21 protein-coding genes, 2 tRNA genes and 1 other RNA gene are annotated in these 19,621 nt (G+C 60.1%); 13 read left to right on the forward strand and 11 right to left on the reverse strand.

The features are described 5' to 3' along the window. Positions 1–2 precede the first annotated feature (2 nt). From BJ985_RS04800 to BJ985_RS04820, 5 genes are all read right to left on the reverse strand, one after another. On the reverse strand, positions 3–1,397 hold the full coding sequence (locus BJ985_RS04800; protein ID WP_179386761.1) for an RNB domain-containing ribonuclease: 1,395 nt from the start codon (positions 1,395–1,397) through the stop codon (positions 3–5). 25 nt (positions 1,398–1,422) lie between these two features. Next, positions 1,423–1,870: RNase P RNA component class A (rnpB, locus tag BJ985_RS04805), an RNA gene on the reverse strand. 15 nt (positions 1,871–1,885) lie between these two features. Next, positions 1,886–3,016 carry a bifunctional RNase H/acid phosphatase gene (locus tag BJ985_RS04810; RefSeq protein ID WP_179386762.1) on the reverse strand — a complete coding sequence of 377 codons (1,131 nt, stop codon included), beginning with the start codon at positions 3,014–3,016 and terminating at the stop codon, positions 1,886–1,888. After that, positions 3,016–3,732, reverse strand: a complete 717-nt coding sequence (locus BJ985_RS04815; protein ID WP_005324390.1) for a zinc ribbon domain-containing protein — start codon at positions 3,730–3,732, stop codon at positions 3,016–3,018. The genes BJ985_RS04810 and BJ985_RS04815 overlap by 1 nt, the downstream gene beginning before the upstream one ends. Further along, positions 3,733–4,872, reverse strand: a complete 1,140-nt coding sequence (locus tag BJ985_RS04820) for a Nif3-like dinuclear metal center hexameric protein (protein ID WP_179386763.1) — start codon at positions 4,870–4,872, stop codon at positions 3,733–3,735. A 95-nt stretch (positions 4,873–4,967) separates the two neighbouring features. On the opposite strand from BJ985_RS04820, the gene BJ985_RS04825 reads away from it, so the two are divergent. Then, positions 4,968–5,459 (forward strand): low molecular weight protein-tyrosine-phosphatase, encoded by a 492-nt coding sequence (locus tag BJ985_RS04825; RefSeq protein ID WP_179386764.1) that lies wholly within the window; start codon positions 4,968–4,970, stop codon positions 5,457–5,459. A 43-nt stretch (positions 5,460–5,502) separates the two neighbouring features. Here the strand turns inward: BJ985_RS04825 and BJ985_RS04830 are convergent, their stop codons facing one another. Further along, positions 5,503–5,709, reverse strand: coding sequence for a hypothetical protein (locus BJ985_RS04830; RefSeq protein ID WP_179386765.1), 207 nt, complete (start codon positions 5,707–5,709; stop codon positions 5,503–5,505). Here BJ985_RS04830 and BJ985_RS04835 point away from each other — a divergent pair. From BJ985_RS04835 to BJ985_RS04855, 5 genes are all read left to right on the forward strand, one after another. Beyond that, positions 5,672–5,771 (forward strand) — tRNA-OTHER (locus BJ985_RS04835). The two genes, BJ985_RS04830 and BJ985_RS04835, sit on opposite strands and share 38 nt — an antisense overlap. Then, on the forward strand, positions 5,728–6,477 hold the full coding sequence (locus tag BJ985_RS04840) for an SURF1 family cytochrome oxidase biogenesis protein (protein WP_179386766.1): 750 nt from the start codon (positions 5,728–5,730) through the stop codon (positions 6,475–6,477). The genes BJ985_RS04835 and BJ985_RS04840 overlap by 44 nt, the downstream gene beginning before the upstream one ends. A gap of 446 nt (positions 6,478–6,923) precedes the next feature. Further along, entirely contained in the window at positions 6,924–7,322 is a 399-nt protein-coding gene (locus BJ985_RS04845) for a helix-turn-helix domain-containing protein (protein WP_179386767.1), read from the forward strand. Between the two features lie 138 nt (positions 7,323–7,460). Then, positions 7,461–7,658, forward strand: coding sequence for a hypothetical protein (locus tag BJ985_RS04850; RefSeq protein ID WP_179386768.1), 198 nt, complete (start codon positions 7,461–7,463; stop codon positions 7,656–7,658). Positions 7,659–8,116: 458 nt separating this feature from the next. Beyond that, positions 8,117–9,309, forward strand: a protein-coding gene (locus tag BJ985_RS04855; RefSeq protein WP_100067808.1) for an IS3 family transposase whose coding sequence is annotated in 2 segments (ribosomal slippage) — positions 8,117–8,396 and positions 8,396–9,309 — 1,194 coding nt in all. Because the reading frame shifts where the segments join, the coding sequence is not laid out codon by codon here. A gap of 30 nt (positions 9,310–9,339) precedes the next feature. On the opposite strand, the gene BJ985_RS04860 is transcribed toward BJ985_RS04855, so the two are convergent. Next, the gene (locus tag BJ985_RS04860; RefSeq protein WP_179386769.1) at positions 9,340–9,492 is read right to left on the reverse strand and encodes a hypothetical protein; all 153 of its coding nucleotides are present in this window, start codon (positions 9,490–9,492) and stop codon (positions 9,340–9,342) included. Between the two features lie 488 nt (positions 9,493–9,980). Here BJ985_RS04860 and BJ985_RS11695 point away from each other — a divergent pair, with 488 nt between their 5' ends. From BJ985_RS11695 to BJ985_RS11865, 4 genes are all read left to right on the forward strand, one after another. Continuing rightward, complete coding sequence (locus BJ985_RS11695) at positions 9,981–10,751, forward strand: PH domain-containing protein (protein WP_179387580.1); 771 nt, start codon at positions 9,981–9,983, stop codon at positions 10,749–10,751. A 63-nt stretch (positions 10,752–10,814) separates the two neighbouring features. Continuing rightward, the gene (locus BJ985_RS04870) at positions 10,815–11,252 is read left to right on the forward strand and encodes a hypothetical protein (RefSeq protein ID WP_179386770.1); all 438 of its coding nucleotides are present in this window, start codon (positions 10,815–10,817) and stop codon (positions 11,250–11,252) included. 40 nt (positions 11,253–11,292) lie between these two features. Next, complete coding sequence (locus tag BJ985_RS04875; protein ID WP_179386771.1) at positions 11,293–11,913, forward strand: hypothetical protein; 621 nt, start codon at positions 11,293–11,295, stop codon at positions 11,911–11,913. Between the two features lie 342 nt (positions 11,914–12,255). Further along, entirely contained in the window at positions 12,256–13,074 is an 819-nt protein-coding gene (locus BJ985_RS11865) for a tyrosine-type recombinase/integrase (protein ID WP_179387581.1), read from the forward strand. Here the strand turns inward: BJ985_RS11865 and BJ985_RS04885 are convergent. Together BJ985_RS04885 and BJ985_RS04890 are read right to left on the reverse strand one after the other, a co-directional pair. Next, positions 13,034–13,106, reverse strand: a tRNA-Val gene (locus BJ985_RS04885). The two genes, BJ985_RS11865 and BJ985_RS04885, sit on opposite strands and share 41 nt — an antisense overlap. A 68-nt stretch (positions 13,107–13,174) precedes the next feature. Further along, positions 13,175–13,573, reverse strand: coding sequence for a DUF3052 domain-containing protein (locus BJ985_RS04890; protein ID WP_005324380.1), 399 nt, complete (start codon positions 13,571–13,573; stop codon positions 13,175–13,177). Between the two features lie 337 nt (positions 13,574–13,910). Between BJ985_RS04890 and aceE the strand changes: the two genes are divergently transcribed. After that, on the forward strand, positions 13,911–16,658 hold the full coding sequence (aceE, locus tag BJ985_RS04895) for a pyruvate dehydrogenase (acetyl-transferring), homodimeric type (RefSeq protein ID WP_179386772.1): 2,748 nt from the start codon (positions 13,911–13,913) through the stop codon (positions 16,656–16,658). Between the two features lie 114 nt (positions 16,659–16,772). On the opposite strand, the gene BJ985_RS04900 is transcribed toward aceE, so the two are convergent. Next, positions 16,773–17,771 carry an alpha/beta fold hydrolase gene (locus BJ985_RS04900; RefSeq protein WP_179386773.1) on the reverse strand — a complete coding sequence of 333 codons (999 nt, stop codon included), beginning with the start codon at positions 17,769–17,771 and terminating at the stop codon, positions 16,773–16,775. Between the two features lie 27 nt (positions 17,772–17,798). Here BJ985_RS04900 and BJ985_RS04905 point away from each other — a divergent pair, with 27 nt between their 5' ends. Both BJ985_RS04905 and BJ985_RS04910 read left to right on the forward strand, forming a co-directional pair. Continuing rightward, a complete protein-coding gene (locus BJ985_RS04905; protein ID WP_034668319.1) occupies positions 17,799–18,092 on the forward strand; it encodes an acyl carrier protein in 294 nt (97 codons plus the stop codon). Continuing rightward, positions 18,089–18,874: an HAD-IIA family hydrolase gene (locus BJ985_RS04910; protein WP_005324369.1), complete on the forward strand. Its 786-nt coding sequence runs from the start codon at positions 18,089–18,091 to the stop codon at positions 18,872–18,874. Before BJ985_RS04905 ends, BJ985_RS04910 begins: the two co-directional genes overlap by 4 nt. Before the next feature lie 79 nt (positions 18,875–18,953). Here BJ985_RS04910 and BJ985_RS04915 read toward each other — a convergent pair whose 3' ends face one another. After that, positions 18,954–19,364, reverse strand: coding sequence for a hypothetical protein (locus BJ985_RS04915; RefSeq protein ID WP_179386774.1), 411 nt, complete (start codon positions 19,362–19,364; stop codon positions 18,954–18,956). Positions 19,365–19,621: the final 257 nt, after the last annotated feature.

Raw genomic sequence — 19,621 nt, forward strand, 5'->3', positions numbered from 1 at the left:
GGCTAGTCGGCCGGCCAGGCAAAAAGAACCTCGCGCGAATCAGTATCCGCCGTCACCAGCGAAACGGTGGTCTCACTGCCGGTTTCCGGTGCGCCCACGCATTGGGCGAAGACGGGTGGCTCCGGTACGAAAATCCGCGCCTTGTCCCGCTTCGGATCGCCGCGGACCACAGTGGCTGAGAAATTGGTGCCAAGCCAAGGTCGCAGCACGGTCGCCTCAGTCAGGTTCAGGCAGGCCTTATCTACTTGGGAGGCGAGCTGCGAGGTCGAACGCATCGCCCCGATGACCTCCGTAGCGCTGCCTGTTACCCACTCGGGAACCTCGTAACCGCCGCACAGCGCTAGGCATACCTCCGTGGCGAACCTATCGGAAAGGCGCCGCAGCGGCGCGGTGACGTGGGCATAGTAGCCACCAATACCGGCATGTACCTGCGCCTCTTGCTCGCCTAGCCAGGCATAGTCGGCTCCGCGCAAAAGGCTTTGGGCCTCGCGCATGACGGCCATGCCGCGCGGGGAATCAGCATCGACGGTGAGGAGGAATTGGGGAATGGGGGCGTCGCCAAGCGCAAAGCCTAGGGCCTGCGCCTCGGCGCGAAATTGGCGCTCGTGCTCCGGTTCGGCCGCGGGCAGGGTGCGCAAGAAGCCCACGCCGGCTTCCTGCATGAGGCGTCCAGCGCACATGCCGGCAAGCAGAGACATCTCCGAGTTAAAGTCCATCACCTCATAGCGCGGCTCGATGATGAGCTCAAAGGTACCGTCCTCATTTTCCACCACGCGCTGGGAGGGCAGGCGCAAGGAAATGGCCTCTCGGCGCAGGGAAGATTCCTGGCGCAGCCGGCCGACCACCGGCAGCAGCGCGATGGATGGGTGGAGCGTGTCGGCCGCGAGGTCCGCATGCGCGCCTTCATAATCCAGGCGGGCCTGGGAGTAAATCAGCGCGCGCTCGACGTGGAAGGACTCCACCTCGCCGTTGCCATCCAAGTCAAAGGTCCACAGCACGGCCGGTTTATCGGTGCCAGGCAGCAGCGAGGCTCGGTCCTCGGAAAGCTCTGGCGGGTGCAGGCGCGCGGGTTCATCGGGAAGATAGATGGTCTGGCCGCGGCGGAAGGATTCGCGCTCCAGCTCGCTGCCGGGCTCAATGAAAGCAGCAACGTCCGCGATGGCATAAAAGACGCGGTAGCCGCCCTCGCGTTCTTCGATGTAGACCGCCTGATCCAAGTCCATGGAGCCGGCGGGATCCAGGGTCACGAAGGGAATTTCGCGGGCGTCGCGGCGCCAGTCGGCGTATCGGTCCTGCGCGCGGGCGGCCTGAGCAGTGGCCTCGGCCGGAAAATCGGTGTCCACCGAAAATTCTGTGGCAATGGCGCGGAAATCGAGCGGGGCGGCATAGAGCTTCATGCCCACCACCATAAACGTAGTAGGGCGAATGAGTCGGCCTATAAGCCGGATTCTGTCTAACCGCGGCACTCCCTGAGAAGTACCGCGCGGTGAACATCCATCTAGACCAACCGTTGCCAGTTGGTTCCAGCAGCTACCTTCAGGCTCGAGCGAGCAGCCTTAAAACGCCTGATCGGGCCCCGCAACGTGGCGGGGCCGTGATGCCTTGCTCCCGGTGGGGTTTACCCAGCCACCGCCATCGCTGACGGTGCTGGTGCGCTCTTAACGCACCGTTTCACCCTTACCTTGTGGCTCCAACGTGGCCAAAACCAAGTGGAGGCACGAGGCGGTCTACTTTCTGTTGCACTTGCCCGCGGGTTTCCCCGGGTTGCCGTTAGCAACCACCGTGCTCTGTGGAGTCCGGACTTTCCTCGGCGCCCACGCGGCAGCACGTGGCTGCCCGTTTGAAGCGACGCGATCACCCGGCCGGCTCATTCGCGTTCCTTATTCTAGCGCAGGCCTGCCAGGTGGCCCACATCGTTAAATCCGTGCACCATAGAGCCGCCTTCCCAGAATTCCACCCGCGAAATGGCAGCCAGGTCGAGGAAGAGATGCCCAAAGGTGGCAGGGCCGGCATCGAGTGCTTGGCGGATGAAGGACTTAATCGGGTTGACGTGGCTGACCACCAGCACGGTCTTGCCCGCAAAGCGCTCTTGGAGCTCCTTGCGGGTGGTGCGCACGCGGCGGTTGACCGCCTGCAGCGATTCGCCGCCCGGACAGGCGACGCTCGCATCGTGCAGCCATTCCTCGTGGAGTTCCGGATCGCGCTGGTGGGCCTCGGCCGCGGTCTTGCCTTCCCACGCACCGAAGTCCACCTCGATGAGGCCGTCGACGGTCTCTACCTCGATATCGCGGCCATTGGCCACGGCCGCCGCGGTCTCTTGGCAGCGGCGCAGGGGCGAGCAGACGATGGCGTCAAAGTCGGCGTCGGCAAGCGCCTGCGCAGCGGCGAGCGCCTGCTTTTGGCCAAGCTCCGTAAGCCCCGGATTGGCGCGGCCGGAGTACTGCTTGGCGGCCGACATCTCCGTCTGCCCGTGGCGCAGCAAGATAAAGCGGGTGGTAGGTCCGCGGTCCCCCAGCCAATCGGTGGGGTGCGGCGCGGTGGTGTCCTGCTCCGCGGCTGGGGCTGACTCGGCGTCTTCTTCGCCGGCCACGATGCCTTCCGGGTGCCCGGCGGCCGCGGCATCCATGGCGTCATTGGACAGGGCGTCCGCCACCTTGTTTTTGGCGCGCGGCACCCAGTCCAGGCTGAAAGAGGAAAAGCCGTTGATGTATTCGCGGGCGCGCAGGGCCAGCTTTTGCATATCGGGGTGCTTAATCTTCCAGCGGCCGTTGATTTGTTCCACCACCAGCTTGGAATCCATGTGGAATTCCACCTCGGTAGCGCCCATCTCGGTGGCGGCTTCAAGGCCGCGCAGCAGGCCGTTGTACTCAGCGACGTTATTAGTGGACTTGGTACCTACCACGTAGACAATTTCGCGCAGGATGCGCTGCCCGCTGCCGTCATAGATAACGGTGCCGGAACCGGCTACTCCGGGGTTGCCGCGGGAGCCGCCATCGGCGTAGATGATGACCTTCATTAGACCAGGCGCACCAGGTAGGAGCCGCAATCGCCGCACTGCGGCAGCTCATCGGCCGGGGCATTGCGCACGGCGTTTTGCTCGGCCGGCGGCAAGACAATGAAGCAGCCGCCGCAGGCGCGATTGGCCTTGAACTGGGCGGCACCTACGCCATTTTCCTCGCGCTGGGTATCGTACTCGCTGAGCACTCCAGCGGGCAGCTGATCGCGCAGCTCGCCGATGCGCACGGCCGGATCCTCTTGATTGGCGGCCGCTTCCTTAGCCGCCTCGGCCGCACGGCGCAGCTTTTCCAGTTTGCGTTCGGAATCAGAAACGCGCGCACCGTGGACGTCCAGATTGGAACGCAGCGCGTGCACCTCATTATGCGCCTCCTGCAGCTCGCTCATGAGGTCTGCGATGCGGGACTTGGCGGCGTAAAGATCGTGCTCCAGATCCTTGCGGGTTTCTGGGTCTACTGCGGCGCCGAGCTGGCGCTTATCATCGCGCTCGCGCTGGCGCAGCTTGCGCTCATCGGCCTGGATACGCAGGATTTCGGTCTCCATGTCATCGACGGCCATCTGCGCAGAACCGGAGGCATCGAGCAGGCGCTTGTGCTCCTCCTTGGCCTTGTCATATTCGGCTTGTTCCGGGATTTCCTTCTCAGCGCCATGGCCCTGCGAGCGTTCCAGGTTGGCCAGCTCCAGCAGTACCGGCTGTAGTTCTTGCGATAGTTTCACTTATGACTCCTTTGGGTGCGCAGAGATAGTCCACGGGTCGGTGCGCAGGCTAATAATTTCCGTATCCAGTTCTAAAGCATCCTCTACGATATCGCGCGCCTGGGCCGTCCACGGAAATTCGCTGGCCCAGTGGGCGGTATCGATGACGGCCGGGCCGCCGGCGCGCAGGTGCTCATCCACCGGGTGGTGGCGCAGATCCGAGGTAACGTACACGTCCACGCCTAGCTTCGCGGCCGCGGAGAGGAAGGAATCTCCCGAACCGGAAGACACGGCCACCGTGCGCACCTTCTGGTCCGGATCGCCGGCGGCGCGGATACCCCAGGCGGTCTCCGGCAGGGCGTTGGCCACCTGCTGGGTGAACTCACGCAGGGTCATCTCCTGCGGCAGCTCTCCCACACGCCCCAGGCCGAGCGCCTTGTCCAGATCCTGGTGGCCGGCGGTTTCCGTGATGTCATAGGCCGGCACCTCATACGGGTGGGCGGCGTGCAGGGCCTTCAACAAGGAGGAGCGAAGTGCGGCCGGGGCGACGAACTCGACGCGGATTTCCTCGCCGCGGTGCAGCGCGCCGATCTCGCCCTCGGTGGGGTCAGCGCCCTCCTCCGGCCGGAATTGGCCCGTGCCGGCGATATCGAAGGAGCAGTGGGAGTAGGCACCGATGTGGCCCGCGCCGGCGTCGAAAAGCGCCTGCTTTACCTCCTCAACCGTGGCGACCGGCACGTGCACGCCCCACTTATCCACGCCCTGCGGCTCCGGCACGATGGGCCGGCCGGGGTTGATGCCTACCAGCTCCGCGAGCTTGTCGTTGACGCCCGGCCGAGCCTTATCCGCGTTGGTATGGGCCGCAAAGAGTGCGACGCCATTGCTGACCAGCGTGTGCACTACCTTGCCCTTGGGCGTATCGGCCGCCACGGACTCCACCCCGCGCAAAAGCAGCGGGTGGTGGACCACGAGCATGTCCGCGCCAAGCTCCACCGCGCGCTCGGCCACCGCCTGGGTGCAGTCCAAAGCAAAGGCCACCCGCTTTACCTCCGCGGCCGGATCGCCGCAGATAAGCCCCACGGCATCCCACTTTTCCGCCAAGTGCGGCGGGTAGGCCTCATCGAGTACGCGGCGGACATCGCCCACGCTCACAGCGGACATAGAGGTGCTCCTTTATGCTCGTTTCATGGAATAGTTACTACTGCTATATCCTATCTTCCGCACCACAGTACTATTCGCGCGAAGGGGTTTTCCGCATGACCGAATCCGATACCCGCTCCGGCCTTTACCTCGTCTTTGTCTGCACCGGAAATATCTGCCGCTCCCCCATGGCAGAAATCATCGTGCGCGATGAAATGGAAAAGGACATGCTAGACCTCGTCGCCACCGTAGATTCCTGCGGTCTGGGCGGCTGGCATGTGGGCCAGGGCGCGGACGAGCGCGCGATTGCCGAGCTGCGCCGCGGCGGCCACGATGGCGGTTCCCACCGCGCGGCCAAGCTGGGCGCCGAGCACATGGACGCTGATCTCTTCATTGCCATGGACAAGGGCCACCGCGAGGCTCTCATTGAGCACGGCATCGACCCAGCCAAGATTCGCTTGATGCGCAGCTTCGATCCCAACTCCCCGGAGGACGCGGACGTGGCAGACCCCTATTACGGTTCCACAGCGGATTTTGAAACCACGCGCAAGAATATCGAGGCCGCCGTGCCTGGCCTGCTGGATTGGATTCGCGCTAACCACGACTAAACTAGGCCCCATGCTAAAGACGTTCCTTAAGCCGGGTTGGGTTCTACTGCTGCTGTTCGTCGTGGCCTTTTCCTACCTTGCTTTTACCGTCCTCGCCCCGTGGCAGCTGGGCAAGGACGATGACATTGTGGAACGCAACGAGCTCATCACCCACGCCTATGAGGCCGATCCCCAACCGGTGGAGGACCTCGTGGATGACAACGGCGCCATCAAGGACGATGAGTGGTCCCGCGCCACCCTGCACGGCCATTACCTGCCGCAGGATGAGGTGCTGCTGCGCCTGCGCCCGGTCGATTCCGGCCCGTCCTACCAATCCCTGGTTCCCTTCCGCACCGATTCTGGCCTGACCATCTTGGTCAACCGCGGCTGGGTCAAGGCCGGCGAGGCCAACGCCGTGCCAGATATCCCTGATGCTCCCTCGGGCGAGACCACGCTTACCGGCATGATTCGCGCCGATGAGGCCGAGCACCAGTCCGCCCCCATTAAGCAGGAGGGCTACCAGCAGGTCTACTCCATCCATACGGAGCAGATTGCCTCGCTTATCGACGCCCCCTTGGCCCACGACTACATCCAACTCTCCGCCGACCAGCCCGGCGTGCTCAACCCCATGCCTATCCCGCAGCTCGACCGCGGCAACCACCTCTCCTACGGCTACCAGTGGATCGCCTTCGGCATCATGGCCCCGCTGGGCTTGGGCTATTTCGTATGGTCCGAAATCCGTGAGCGCCGCCGCCTGCGCGAGGAGGAAGAAGCCCTCGCCGCCCTCGATGCCGATGCCTCACCCCCATCCGAGCCCGAGGACGCCTCCGCTGCAGGCTCCGCGCCCGTAGAAACCCCGTCCCCTGCGACCCCCCAGCGCGACGCCCACGCGGCCACTGACGACGCCACCGATACCGCCACGGCCGTTCCCGCCGCGTCCTCCTCGCACGCCGCCAGCCGCCGCAATCGCTCGCGCTACGGCGACTCTAAGCCGGATCACTATGCCAAGTTGAACAAGCGCCGCCGCGAGCGCTACTAGATTCTCTACACCCCCTGCCTGATTCTCTCCACCCCCCTGCCTGGTCCTAGGCCTACGGCAACCACATCAGCGCGCCGTGTCCCCCTTCGACGCATAGCTTGGCCGCACGTGGGCTGACATCTTTGCTCCCAAGCTTCGGTTTTCTCTTCGACGCCTTGAACGATGTCAACGACGGTGGTTTCTAACAGGCTTGTAATTACAAACAATTCATTGCTGGCGAAAGGGCACTGCCCATTCACGCTTCGGCGGAAGGAGGAAATGCGGCCTCAAGATTTTCCGACAGTGCATTTACTGTGATCTTTGCCGTGTCATTTCTGCCCTATCCTCTTCTGTCACCCGCTCCGAGCGGGCTTTCAGTTCGTTTGGCATGTTTATGGAAGTATGCCGTTTGAAATATCACGTTAAGTTCATTTGAACTTTTTTATTTTTGAGGAATAATTGTAGGTGTGAGCCCCCGTTCCAATGGCACAATAGACAAGCTCGGCAGTGTCATCGCCCGACTACTGAACGAAAAGCGTCTACAAAAAAGCGTCACCCAAGCCGAGCTAGCCGAAGCAACTGGAATATCACAAAGTCAGATTTCCAAACAGCTACGCAGTACACGAGACATAAATATCGACGAACTTGGTGCCATCGCTACTGCCCTAGACATGTCACTCGTCGACTTAATAAGTCAAGCGGAGCGAGAAATTAACCCCGCTCCCCACGCTAATGAGATAGACGAGTTGGCTGCTCGTCGAGCAGGTGCCCCTGTGTCCAGCCCGTTTGATTCAATGCCGTTGAGTGCGGATGCCTACAGCGGCCCGGACGAAGATGCAGAAAGGAATGATACCGATGACGATTAGCACGGTAGAGCTGCACCTCCTAGCGGAAAGCATGGGCTGCGGCTAAAGCGCCACACCGGCGGGTGCCCCGGCTGGTACGGCCACCACTGACGCATAATCAGCACTCTGCGCGGCCAATCCATCAGCCGATACAAAATCGTGTTGGCACACAATCTGGGCCACGCTACCCACCGTGCCCCAACCGGCAGCGGCCCCTGCGACCAGCGCTACGAACGACGCGCCGACCAATACCCCGCCCGACTACTCATCAACCTCACGACTTTAAAGCCGCCGCCGTATGGCACCACGGCCACCTCCCCATCGCAGATCAACTCGAAGCTACACAACACCTTCTAGACGTCTGGAAAACCAACTACCAGACAGAAGTAGCCTAATCACGGAAGGACAATTCCACCATGGTCCCTACCCCTTATTCCGAGTACGGCGCCCAGCCCACCCCTCAACCCCGTAAACCACCCACGTGGAAGAAAGTGCTCGCCTGGAGCGCAGTGATCCTCGGCGTGATTGTCGTCTTCGGAAACTTGTCTTCAGGCGGTTTCCGAGGGTTCCTCGCGGGGCTATGCGCCGGGCTAATCTTCCTCCTGCCTGGGGCGTGGTACCTCTTACACGAACGGCGTGAAGCCAACGGCGCGACTCCACTAAATCGCCACTGGTGGTGGATAGTCGCTTCCTGCGTCGGACTCCTTTTTCTAGGAGCCGCCATCGAACCCGAGACAGCAACTAGGACCTGACCCCTGTTTGGTGGACACCTGATATCCAGCCCAGTCGGGCTGGAAGAAAGGTAATCTACCACCATGTCCAGGTACTCCGAACAGTTCAAACGCGATGCCGTGGCCCTCTACGAAAACAATGAGGACCTCTCACTGAACTCAGCATCAGCAGAGCTCGGTATCAACCGTGCCTCGCTGCATTCTTGGATCAAGAAGTACGGCACCGGCAAACGTGCCCGCACAAAAAGCATGCGCGACAAGGTCCAAGCAGCGAATGATTCCGAACGGATCCGCCAGTTAGAAAAAGAGAACGCAAAGCTGCGCGAAGAACGTGACATCCTGCGCAAGGCCGCGAAATATTTTGCCGAAGAGACTCACTGGTGATCCGCTTCCAGTTTGTCTATGACCACCGAACCGAATTCTCGGTTAAGCGGATGTGCCAGGTGTTAAAGCTCAATCGCTCCTCGTTCTACAAATGGGTGCAAACCCGCGAAGAACGCAGGTTAAAGACGTGTTCGGATGCTCTTATTGGTGCAAGAATCAAGACCATCTTCGATGATGAATACGGGCTTTATGGTGCTAAACGCATCGCTGCAAGCCTTAAAGCCGATACGAGCTTTGGCCCGATAAATCACAAGAAAGTCGCACGAATCATGAAATCCATGGGACTTAAAGGCTTTACCAAACGCCGCCGATGCGTCACTACCAGGCGTAAGCCTGGTCACCGCGTCATGCCAGATCTAGTAGGCCGCAGATTCACAGCTGACAGGCCAAACCACGTCTATGTAGGCGACATTACGTACCTGCCGTGTAAGGGCGGCAAGAACATGTACCTGGCCACGGTCATCGACGTCTACTCGCGCAAACTTGTCGGACATGCACTCGCCGATCACATGCGGGTATCACTGGTTATCGAAGCTTTGTCCCATGCCAGGAAAGTCCGCGGAAGCCTTAAAGGGGCAATTTTCCATTCTGATCACGGCAGCGTGTACACCTCACAAGCCTTTAGGAACTATTGCTCGTCGTTGGGTGTGCGCCAGTCTATGGGAGCGGTAGGAACGAGTGCTGATAACGCCCTAGCAGAATCGTTTAACGCCACGCTCAAGCGGGAAATCTTGCGTGACAGGAAAGTCTTTGACAATCCGATCTCCTGCCGCCAAGAAGTCTTCCGGTGGTGCATGCGCTACAACACACGCCGACGGCACTCCTGGTGCAATCTTTCAGCTCCTGACGTCTTTGAAGCCGAGAATTCAGCTACACTGACTAGAGCAGCATAGCTAACCCCCGACGTGTCCACTTTCCGGGGGTCAGGCCCCTAAGCCAAAGGACTCCACAACAAGCGAGCCTTCAACCACCCCGGAGCCCACCACATCTTCAATGCCGCCCACAAGCTCGGCTCCCGCAACCACGTCGACGACTAGAACGACTGAACCGTCATCATCTGCACCTTCAACTTCCATGACACAGGACCCAACGACCGAACAACCCGCACCTGCCCCTGCCCCACAAGAGCAACCGGAACCAGAACAAAATACTCAAGTTCAGCAATTCGCTCCGGCCCCTGAGGTTCAGGAAGAAGCGCCAGCACCTGTCCCTCCACAGCCAGCCCCGGCCTACTCCGAAGGCGGCAATTCCGGGACATGCGCCGACATCGGACACAAGGTATACCGCGGAGACGGTATCTACCTACCCAAGCATGACAGGGACGGCGACGGCGTGGGCTGTGAATCCTACCCGGGTTAAGCCAGCCTCTACCCCTTCAGCATTTCGACGAAAGATACAGAATCATGCCACACTTCGAAGCTCGACGTACCCTCCTCATTGACCCACAGGACTACGCTGCCACAGAAGGAATCAAGGGACCACACCCCAACGTCCTAGCCCACGAACTAGGCGTAACGGTCAAAGTCCTCAAAACTTGGCAATCTCTACACGAAAGGCAAGCAGCATGATTCAGATATCCCGTCACCTCATCGCGCCAGACCACGATGTACTTTCAGCAATCGCACAATTCGTGCAAACCAAGTTCCCGAAGCACGAACTTGATACACACGCAGATCGCGTCTCTGCCCGCCGGAAAGTTTTATGGCAAAAGCAGGAAACCACATTTCAGGCAACTGGTGGACAATTAACCGTAACTGGAAATTGTATGGAAACCGGCACGATTGTCTATAAGACCTTGAAGGCTATAGACGAAATGATTGATGACCACGGATTGGCAGAGTCAGCTCGTACCCACGGCATAAAGTCAGTAGCAAAAGACCACCCACTAAAGAACCAGGTGCTGGATGCGTTAGAACCCGCTGAACGAATCGTGGTTGCTGCCTCAGGGTCCTACGATGGCAAGCTCGCAGTCCTTACTGTTACTGAAAAGCGTATTTTGGTCGTGTCTCGCGACGTGATTGGGCCCCAAGGAGCATCGAAGACTATTGCGCTGGATAAAGTTTCCTCGATTTCAGAGGAAACTGGGGTCACATTGGGGTCTGTCCGTATCTCTACCTCGAATGATGAGATTGAGGTGGAGAAAGTGGCGACTGCTGAAGCGAAGACACTTGTGTCCGCAGCGCGTCGTACACTCGAACAGAATTCTGCGCAGTCACCCGCGCCTGCTGCGGATGATGGTTTGGACAAGTTGCAGAAGTTGGCAGACCTGCACGCCGCTGGCGTTCTCACAGATGAGGAGTTTGCATCCGCAAAGGCTAAGGCTCTCGGCCTTTAGCTCTGCCAGCCCCATGCAGGTGAGTCTAAAAGTCGAAATCTCTCTACAAAAAGGACAAGCACAATGACCAACCAATCCCCCTATTCCCAACAGCCGATACATCCAGCAGCGCCTACACCAGGAAAGGCGAAGAAGCCGGCCTACAAGCGTTGGTGGGTGTGGGTAGCGATATTCCTCGCCATCCTGGTGTTCTTTGCCGCAGCTATCTGGGGAATCTTAAAGGATAGCGAGAAGAAGGACTATAGGGCTTCGCTTGAAGAATGCCGTGAGAAAGTGATTGACCATGCTAAATATCCAGGAGGGGTGAGCTTCCCTGAGGAAATCGATATCTGGTCAACTGACTCCATTATCCTCCCCTCTCGCACTTACCGCGCATACGGAAAAGTTGATTTTCCCAATGGCTTCGGTACTCCTGTACGTCAGTATTACGCCTGCACCATTGTGGTTAGCACGGGGGATATTGAAGATTCCACTGTCGACGTAGATAAGTCACCACGCTAACCATTCCCGAATCCCCTCCTATCTCGAAAGAAAAAGCACTATGACTGACCAGAACCCCTATTCCCAGCAGCAGGAAGAACCGAAAAAGAAGAAGCCGTGGTGGAAGCGCTGGTGGGTAATCCTCATCGCAGTCCTCATCCTCGCCGGTATCGGAAATGCCGTCACCGACGGCGAAAACAATGGCGCCGACAGCGATAGTGGACAACCTACTGCAGAGCAGGCCCCGGCCGAGGACAAGCAAGAGGAGGAATCCAGGCAGGAAGAAGACCCTGCGAACGAGGAAACCCCACAGCAGGAAGAAGCGCAGCCGAAGGAAGAAAAGAAGAACACGGTGAGTGTGGCCGGCCAAGACTGGGAATGCCAGCCAGTGCCGGATGAGACGATGCAGCGAATCATGGGCGGCGATAAGTGGGACGATGGCGCCCACGCCACTGTGGATAAGGCCGTCATGGTCCAGGGCGCGGACAACAACTTCATCGCAGCGAATATCACCTGGGAAGGTGAGGACGATCCGTTTGCCGCGGACTTCACCGCACCAGTGGACGGTAGCGGCCCGATTACTTCCGCCAGCCCTGGCACCGCGGAGTTGTTCAACTGGCCGGAAACGCCTGGCGGTCCGTTCGACGGCACCGACGCCGCTAAGGAATGCCTCGCGCAATAAAACTGGGGGTGGCCCCACGGAGCTGTGCTCGAAACGTGAGGCCCCCCTGGGCTCACGGGGGGATGTGGGCCACCAGCAGTATAAGAAAACCCGCCCCTGGCGCTCGACATGTGGAAGTAGACAGCACCAAAGGCGGGCAGGAATCTCAAACCCAACTACCGCCGCCAACTCAACTCCGCATGGGAACACCACGTACAACCCCACTGGGGCCACAGGAAAGCAAACAGCATCAAACCCTCCGAAGTGCAAGCATGGGTCGGAACGATAGAGAAACAACGCCTCGGACGCGGCGACAACACCACCCCATCAGCAACCCTCGTCCTGAACTGCCACGCGGTACTCATGCAGATTCTCGACGTAGCCCTCAACGACGGACTGATACGGAAGAACCCCGCCAAAGGCGTCAAACTTCCAAAGAAGCCAGGGCCGGTGAAGGTGTACCTAACACAGGAGCAGATTAACGCCCTAGTGCGTGAATGCGGCCCACGTGGTGACATTATTGCCGTGCTTGGCACCTGTGGGCTTAGGTGGGGCGAGCTGGCCGGCTTGCGGGTGCGGGATGTGAACGTGCTACGTCGTCGTTTGACGGTGGCTCAGGCTATTGCTCGCGATGATGCGGGCGAGTGGGTGCCGATGGAGCCTAAATCGTGGGAACAGCGGACGGTGGCAGTGCCGGCGTCGATTATGCCGCTTATTGTGAAAGCGATTGAGAGTAAGGGGCCGGATGAGTTTGTGTGGGAGCGCCCTACGGGTGGGCGTTTGCGGCCATTGGGGCATACGTCGTTTTTCGCTCATGCTGTGAAGCGGTGTGTACGGGATGGGGTGATTCCGGACAGTCTTACGCCGCATGGGCTTAGGCATGTTGCTGCGGGGCTAATGGTGGCGTCCGGGGCGTCGGTGAAGGCGGTGCAAAAGCAGTTGGGCCATAAGTCTGCGATGCTTACTCTGGACACTTATGCGGATTTGTTTGATGGTGACCTTTATGAGGTTGCTGGCCGTATGGATGAGGGGCTTCGTGGAATGTCGTGGGGAGCGGCGCAAGTTTTTCGGATGTCGTGCCGTTGTCGTGGAAACGTGAAAGAGCCCCTTTCCGATTTCTCGAAAAGGGGCTCTGACCTTGTGCGGCCTGAGGGGATCGAACCCCCGACCTATTGGGTGTAAACCAATTGCTCTTCCAGCTGAGCTAAAGCCGCATGCGCTCTTGCGCTGTTAGAAACAGTAGCGCAGGTTGCTAAAGCAACACAAATCGGCAGGTGAAGCCCTACTTCTTGGTGTAGCCGCGCTGCACCAAGCACGAGCCTTGCCACTCCCCTAGGCGCTCCGCCTTGGTCTGCACCAAGCCGGCCAGCTGAGCGGACTCAGAGATGAGCCCAGGCTCAACGGTTCCCGGCTTGCCGGCACCCGGGGTAAGCAGCCAGACTGCACCGTTATCGGCCAGCGGGCGGCTCGCGTCCACCAGTCCATCCACAAGGTCGCCATCTTCTTCGCGCCACCAAAGAAGAACTACATCGCACAGCTCGTCATTTTCTTCTTCCAAGAAGTCATCGCCGAGCACGGCCTCGATCGATTCAGAGATTGCGGTATCGCAATCCTCGTCCCAACCAAGCTCCAGGGCGATCTGCCCTTCCTTGATTCCGAGCTTGACTGCAGCGTCAGCCACTATGCATTTCCTTCCTAATTAAGTGAATGTCTGGTCCGCGTATCGCCCGCATCCTGCGGGTAAATCGCGGCTTAATAGAAGTATTTTAACGCCCACCGGCCCCTTTTACCCGCCTAAGGGCCGCAATTCCCCCATTTTGCAGGCCCTGCCGCCAGCGCAGCTGGCTCCACAGGGTTAGCAAACTACCCTCTTTTACCCCACCGAAATTTACAAAGATACTGGTTATGGCGATGTAACGTACCGCACGTCCCCTTAAGTCGGACTTCACAACGACTGTGGATCTGTGAGCGCGTATCCTAGTAAGCAAACTGTGCAGACCCTTAAATAGGAGGTTTAAATGGCCGAGAAGGACGCCCACCAGGGCGACTCCAACTTCCCCCTCATCCGCGACGGCGTTGCATCGTATCTTCACGATAATGATCCAGAAGAGACCCGCGAGTGGATGGACTCCCTCGATGGTCTGCTGGACCACTCCGATCCGGAGCGCGCACGCTACCTGATGCTGCGCCTGCTCGAGCGCGCCACTGCGAAGCGCGTTGAGATGCCATCGCTGACGTCTACGGACTTCGTCAACACCATCCCCACCACCATGGAGCCGGAGTTCCCAGGTGACGAGGAGCTGGAAAAGCGCTACCGCCGCTGGATCCGCTGGAACGCAGCCATCATGGTGCACCGCGCACAGCGCCCGGGCATTGGCGTGGGCGGCCACATCTCCACCTACGCAGGCGCTGCCCCGCTGTATGAGGTCGGCCTGAACCACTTCTTCAAGGGCAAGGGCGATCCTTCGGGCGGCGACCAGGTCTTTTTCCAGGGCCACGCTTCCCCAGGCATGTACGCGCGCGCATACATGGAAGGCCGCCTGACCGAAAAGGATCTGGATAGCTTCCGCCAAGAGGTCTCCCGCGGTGAGGGCGAGGGCCTGCCGTCCTACCCGCACCCGCGCCTGATGCCATGGTTCTGGGAATTCCCCACCGTGTCCATGGGCTTGGGCCCGATTAACGCTATCTACCAGGCACGCTTTAATAAGTACCTGGAGACCCGCGGCATCAAGGACACCTCCAACCAGCACGTCTGGGCATTCTTGGGCGATGGCGAGATGGACGAGCCAGAATCCCGCGGCCTTCTGCAGATCGCATCCCTCTACGAGCTGGATAACCTCACCTTCGTGGTCAACTGCAACCTGCAGCGCCTCGACGGCCCGGTTCGCGGCAATACCCAGATCATCCAGGAGCTGGAGTCCTTCTTCCGCGGCGCCGGCTGGGAGGTCATCAAGGTCATTTGGGGCCGCGGCTGGGATAAGCTGCTGGAAAAGGACACCGAGGGTGCCCTGGTCAACGTCATGAACACCACCTCCGATGGTGACTACCAGACCTTCAAGGCCAACGATGGCGCCTATGTACGTGAGCACTTCTTCGGCCGCGATGAGCGCACGGCCAAGCTGGTAGAGGACATGTCCGATGATGAGATTTGGGCACTGCGCCGCGGCGGCCACGATTACCGCAAGGTCTACGCCGCCTACGCTCGCGCGCTGGAGAACAAGGGCACCGGCAAGCCAACCGTCATCCTGGCGCACACCATTAAGGGCTACGGCTTGGGCCACAACTTCGAGGGCCGCAACGCTACCCACCAGATGAAGAAGCTGACCCTGGATGACCTGAAGCGCTTCCGCGATAAGCAGGAGATTCCGTTCTCCGATGCGGAGCTGGAAAAGGATCCATACCTGCCGCCGTACTACCACCCGGGCAAGGATTCCCCGGAGATCAAGTACATGCTGGAGCGTCGTAAAGAGCTCGGCGGCTTCCTGCCGGAGCGCCGTGAGGACTTCACCCCGCTCGAGGCGCCGGCGCTGGATAAGCTGCGCTCCGTGCGTAAGGGTTCCGGCAAGCAGGAAGTAGCTACCACCATGGCCCTGGTGCGCACCTTTAAGGAGATCATGCGCAACAAGGAGCTGGGCAAGCGCGTTGTGCCGATCATTCCGGACGAGGCCCGCACCTTTGGTATGGACTCCTGGTTCCCCACCATGAAGATTTGGAACCCGCGCGGCCAGAACTACGTCCCGGTTGACCATGACCTGATGCTCTCCTACCGCGAGGCCACCGACGGCCAGATCATGCACGAGGGCATTTCTGAGGCCGGCGCCGCTGCCTCCTTCACCGCGGCAGCTACGTCCTACGCCACCCAGGGCGAGGCCATGATTCCGCTGTACATCTTCTACTCGATGTTCGGCTTCCAGCGCACCGGCGATGCCTTCTGGGCGGCCGGTGACCAGATGGGCCGCGGCTTCATTATCGGCGCTACCGCCGGCCGCACCACCCTGACCGGTGAGGGCCTGCAGCACATGGACGGCCACTCCCCGGTCTTGGCCGCTACCAACCCGGCCGTGGTTTCTTATGACCCGGCCTTCGGCTACGAGGTTGCGCACCTGGTCACCCGCGGCATTGAGCGCATGTACGGCAAGGACAACGAGGCCATCATGTACTACCTCACCGTCTACAACGAGCCGGTGCACCAGCCTGCCGAGCCGGAGGACTTGGACGTGGAGGGCCTGCACAAGGGCATCTACCACTACAACACCGCTGAGGGCGGCTCCATTGCCGCCAATATCTTGGCTTCCGGCGTGGGCGTGCACGAGGCGCTGCGCGCGCAGCAGCTGCTTGCCGACGACTTCGATGTCAAGGCCTCCATCTTCTCCGTCACCTCCTGGAACGAACTGGCCCGCGACGGTGCCCGCCGCAACAAGGAGGCCCTGCGCAAGGGCGAGGAGCCGACCGAGGCATTTGCTACCTCCCAGCTCAAGGGCTACGAGGGTCCGTTCGTTGGCGTCTCTGACTTCACCACCGAGCTGCAGGAGCAGATCCGCCCGTACGTCCCAGGTACCTACATCACCTTGGGCGCGGATGGCTTCGGCTTCTCCGATACTCGCGAGGGCGCACGCCGCTACTTCAACATCGACGCCGAGTCCATCGTCGTCGCAGTGCTCGATGGCCTGGCTCGCGAGGGCAAGATTGAGCGTTCCGTTGTGGAGAAGGCAGCCAAGGATCTCAAGCTGGATGATCCGACCGCTACCACCCACATCGAGGACTAATCCCCGCATTGGTGCGAGCTAGAACCGCACCAATGCGTTACAAGTAAGGCGCCGCCGGCTTCCCGCCGCGGCGCCTTTTGCATGCCTCCAGAGTGGCTCTATCGAGCAGCCTGCCTATATCGCGTCGAGGACGCGGCCGAGGGCCGCGGAGATGGCCTCAGGGTCTTCGAGGATCACCATGTGTCCGGAGCCTTCCACTGTCTGCAAGCTCGCGGCGGGCCAATTCTCACAGAGCACTTCGGATTGCGAACGCGGGGTGACGATATCGGCGGTGCCCACCACTACCTCACCATGGAGTTTTGCCAGCCGTTCTGCGGCACCATACTCGGCGTGATCCAAAAGGTCATCGAAGAAGCCGGAATAGGAGGCCAAGGGGGTATCGAGAAGCATGGCAACGTGGAACTGCAGCTTCTCCATCTGGGGAAAGCCGGCTAGGGTCACGGCAAAAAGCGGGGCAATAAAGCGGGCAGCTTCGAAGCGGGCACTATCGACGCGGCCAGGTAGGCGCAGGCACAGGCGGTAGAGCGCGTGCAGGGACTTGGACTGCAAGATCTGGGCCACGCCCTTGGCCGCAAAGCGGCGCATAGAGGTAGAAATCAGCAGAGCGCCCTTGATGCGCTCATAAACCTCGGCCGGCGCACGACGGATGAGGTTCAAGGCAACCATGCCGCCCAGGGAATGGCCCACGATGACCAGATTGCCGTGGGGAGCACGCTCGCGGATGACGGCTAGGACGTCGTCGGCAGCCGCGTCAATGGTGCACTCTTCTGGGGCGACCGTGGAGGATTGCCCATGCCCACGCAGGTCCACCAACAGTGCGCGCGCGTTGCGGCCGCGCAGGTAATTGGCCTGGTCATAATAGGCCTCTGAAGACAGGCAATAGCCGTGAATGAAGACCACCGTCACTGGGGCGTCCTCTTGGCCAACTTCGTACCAGGCGATGTCTAAGCCATCGTGGTCCACGGTGCCGGACGCGCTGATGTGGGTAAGCCCCGGCTCGGTAGAGGGATCATGCAATCCGCCATAGAGCTTTTCCAGCTCGGCGCGGTGTGAGGGGCGCAGGCGCTTGAGCCAACTACGCGCCACAACGGAAGAACGTTTTCTCAATGCCATAACGGGATCAATACTAGACTGGTGGGCATGGCAAACGACCTCAGTGCCCAATTGCAGGCAAAGTTTAATGCGAGTGCGCCGGACAAGGAGCCGGAGCGCGATACTCTCGGCCAGCTCATCGCACTCATCCACAAGGTCACCGGGATCGAGGAAGACTTGGGCCGCGAGACCCGCCTGAAGGATATCGGCGTGGAGTCGCTCGATCTGGTGGAGCTTACCGTTCGCGCGGAAGAGGCTTTCCAGGTGCGTTTTTCTGAGGAGACGATGCTCAACAGCGAAACCATCGGCGATATCGCCGAGTATGTGGAGGATCACCAATGATTTCTTACCTATCAGACATGGACGGCGTACTCATCAAAGAAGGTGAGATGATCCCTGGTGCCGATAAATTTATCCAGGCACTCAAAGACAATGACATCGAGTACATGGTGCTCACCAATAACTCCATGTCTACCCCGCGGGACCTATCTGCACGCCTGCGTAATACCGGCCTGGATATCCCTGCAGAGCGCATCTGGACCTCCGCTACCGCTACCGCGAACTTTCTTTCCAGCCAGGTAAGCTCCAGCAAGGCCTACGTAGTGGGCGAATCCGGCCTGACCACCGCCATGCACGAGGCGGGCTGGATCCTCACCAACGATGACCCGGACTTCGTTGTACTTGGCGAGACCCGCACTTACTCCTTTGAGGCGATTACCACCGCCATTAACCTCATCCGCGATGGTGCGCGTTTTATTGCCACCAACCCGGATGTCACCGGCCCCGCCCCCACGGGCGTACTTCCAGCTACCGGCGCCGTAGCTGCGCTCATTACCGCCGCCACCAACCGCGAGCCTTATTACGTGGGCAAGCCAAATCCGGTCATGATGCGTTCGGCGCTGAATAATATCGGCGCCCACTCGGAGGAGACGATCATGATTGGTGACCGCATGGATACCGATGTGAAGGCGGGCCTTGAGGCCGGTATGCGCACGGTACTGGTACGTTCCGGCATTTCCGATGACCACGAGATTTCCCGCTACCCGTACCGCCCGTCGGCCGTGCTGAAATCCGTGGCAGAGCTGCCAGACAGGATCCTGGATCCTTTCGCAGAGGCGGAATAGTCCATAGCCGAGCGCACCACCCGGCGGCAGAAGCAAAGGGGTTGGCCAGCAGCAGCTGGTCCAACCCCTTTCGTGCCTTCTACGGCAGGCGCACGGCAGCACTAAAGCCGTGGCGCTGCGCGAGGTAGCGCACGACGCAATCAAGCGCGTCCAGCTCCTCGCGGGTGCCGGTAAGCACCTGGTGACAGCCGATACCGCTGCCTGCGTTGGCGCAGGCGTTGCCGCCTTGGGCAAGCGCCGCTACGGAAAGCCCATCCCGGAACCAACGAGTGCACCACTGAGCGGTCAGTGGGTCATCGCCCGGAATGATAAATTCCGACTCGGTACGGATGCACCGATCCATGGCGTGTTCAATCTCCGAGCGCAGCGTGCGCGGCATCCCGGAAATCTTGAGCATACCGGTGACCACGGTGGCGCCGCCGTTGACGGAGGGCCACGTGGAGGTGGAGGCCGGCTGTTCAACCGGCGCAGGGTTAACGCACGTATTCATAGCCGATTCTCCCTCGACATAGATCACCACCGCACGAGGCCTGCCGGCCCGGCGCGATGCAAGACGAGCTTCGTCTTCCCCAACGAACTGTCTGATGCGTCTGCTCACAATTTTCCTGCGTCACACCCCTCCCTACAACCCTCAACTTTCACTTCAACCCCCATTCGCTAAACCTCAACCCTAGGTACAGACTGGGGCCAAAGTTGCAGGTGAAACCAATGTTACAAATGTGAAATTTGGAGTTTGCTGAGAAAATT

The sequence above is a fragment of the Corynebacterium tuberculostearicum genome (assembly GCF_013408445.1).
GTDB classification, from domain to species: Bacteria; Actinomycetota; Actinomycetes; order Mycobacteriales; family Mycobacteriaceae; genus Corynebacterium; species Corynebacterium tuberculostearicum.